Source organism: Polaromonas sp. P3_C2 (genome assembly GCF_056402675.1).
The window spans coordinates 1-2,545 of sequence record NZ_JBFUGX010000596.1 but is presented as its reverse complement, the minus strand read 5'-3'; the positions used below and the strand labels follow the sequence as shown (position 1 = coordinate 2,545).

The 2,545-nt window shown below is 63.9% G+C and carries 1 protein-coding gene; it reads left to right on the top strand.

The window, feature by feature from the left end; genetic code table 11:
- Window positions 1–2,545, top strand: a 2,545-nt coding sequence (locus tag AC1DWI_RS19505) for an efflux RND transporter permease subunit (RefSeq protein WP_477725501.1), incomplete at both ends; no start/stop codon positions are given.

The window sequence follows — 2,545 nt, the reverse complement described above, 5'->3', positions numbered from 1 at the left end:
TCGTCAACACCCGGCTGGCCCTGAAGATCAGCCAGGTCAATGGCGTGGGGCTGGTGTCGCTCAGTGGCGGGCAGCGCCCCGCGGTGCGCATCCAGGCCGACACACGGGCGCTGGCTTCCTACGGCCTCGGGCTTGATTCACTGCGCACTGCGATCTCCGCGGCCAATGCCAACGGCGCCAAAGGCAGCATCGATGGCCCTACACGGTCCTATTCGATCAACTCCAACGACCAGCTGGTCGCCGCTGCTGACTACAAAAACCTCATCATCGCCTTTCGCAACGGTGCGGCGGTGCGAGTGTCAGACGTGGCACAGGTGGTGGACAGCGCCGAGAACATCAAACTGGGCGCATGGTCTGGTCTGAAACCAGCCATCATCCTCAATGTGCAGCGCCAGCCCGGCGCCAACGTCATTGCCACGGTGGACGCTATCAAGGCACGCCTGCCCGAACTGCAGGCCGGCCTGCCCACCTCCCTCAGGGTCGATGTGCTGAGCGACCGTACGACCGGCATACGCGCCTCGGTGATGCACGTCGAGATTGAACTGCTGCTGGCCGTGCTGCTGGTCGTGCTGGTGATCTTTGCTTTCCTGCACAGCTTGCGCGCCACAGTCATCGCCAGCCTGGCCGTGCCGATTTCACTCGTCGGCACCTGCGGCTTGATGTACCTGCTGGGCTACAGCCTCAACAACCTGAGCCTGATGGCACTCACGATCGCCACCGGCTTTGTGGTGGACGACGCAATCGTGATGATCGAAAACATCTCGCGCTACATCGAGGAAGGCGAAGAACCGATGGCCGCAGCCCTCAAGGGTGCGACGCAGATCGGGTTCACCATCATCTCGCTGACAGTGTCGCTGATCGCGGTGCTGATTCCGCTGCTGTTCATGGGCGATGTGGTCGGCCGGCTGTTCCGCGAGTTTGCCGTCACGCTGGCCATCACCATCCTGATCTCGGCCGTGGTGTCGCTCACCCTCGTGCCCATGATGTCGGCGAGATGGCTCAAGCACGTGCCGGAAACGGCGGGCGAAGGCCGGCTGGCCCAGGCGGGCGCGCGGCTCCAGCGTTTTTTTGACGACGTGATCGCACGCTACGACGTGTGGCTCACCTGGGTGCTCAAACGTCAGGGCGCCACGCTGCTGGTGGCGCTGGCCACCCTGCTGCTCACGGTGTTGCTGTATGTGCTGATCCCCAAGGGCCTGTTCCCGACGCAGGACACCGGCCAGCTGCAGGCTCGCGTGGAAACCGCGCAATCGGTGTCCTATGACCGCATGGCCGCGCTGCAGCAAGCCACGGCCAAGGCCATCCTGGAAGACCCCGACGTCGAAACGCTGAGCTCCTTCATTGGCGTGGACGCAGCCAACAACACCATGCTGCATACCGGCCGCATGCTGATCAACCTGAAAAAAGAGCGCATAGGCAGCCAGCAGGAAACCATGGACCGGCTGCAGCGCAGGGCCGCCGCGGTAGCCGGGGTTACTCTGTACCTTCAACCCACGCAAGACCTGACCATTGACGCCGAAACCGGGCCCACGCAATTCCGCGTATCGCTCGAAGGCTCGAACAACGCCACCGTGGTGGAATGGGCCAACAAGCTTACGCAGCGCATGCGGCAGCTCGAAAGCCTGCGCAACGTGTCGTCCGATGCGGGCTCCAGCGGCGCCGGAGCCTACATCACGGTAGACCGCGACACCGCGTCGCGCCTGGCCGTCACGACCTCGTCCATTGACGACGCGCTTTACAGCGCATTCGGCCAGCGCATTGTCTCGACCATCTTCACCGAAACCAACCAGTACCGCGTGATCCTCGAAGCCATGCCCGACTCCTTGCGCACGCCGGCATCGCTGGGCAGCCTGCAACTCAAAACCGGCTCCGGCACGCCAACACCGCTGTCGGCCATCGCCACCATCACGGAGCAAGCGGCCCCGCTGCAGGTTACCCGCGTGGCCCAGTACCCGGCCACCACGCTGGGTTTTGACACGGCGCCCGGCGTCTCGCTGGGCAAGGCGGTCGACGAGATCCGGGAAGCGGCCAAGGACATCGCCATGCCCGCCAGCGTGACCATGACCTTTCTGGGTGCGGCGGGCGCCTACCAGGCCTCGCTGTCCAACCAGCTCTGGCTCATCCTGGCGGCTGTGATCTGCGTCTACATCGTGCTGGGTGTGCTGTATGAAAGCTACATCCACCCGCTGACGATCCTCTCGACCCTGCCCTCCGCCGGCGTGGGCGCGCTGCTGGCGCTGATGATCAGCGGGTCAGGCCTCGGGGTGATAGGCATCATCGGCATCATCCTGCTGATCGGCATCGTGAAGAAGAACGCCATCATGATGATCGACTTCGCGATCGACGCCGAACGCAGCCAGGGCAAATCCCCGCAGGAGGCCATTCACCAGGCCGCGCTGCTGCGCTTTCGGCCCATCCTGATGACCACGCTGGCGGCGCTGTTTGCTGCTGTGCCCCTGATGCTGGGCTTTGGCGAAGGTGCTGAATTGCGGAGGCCTCTGGGGTTGGCGATTTTTGGCGGGTTGATTGTCAGCCAGGTGTTGAC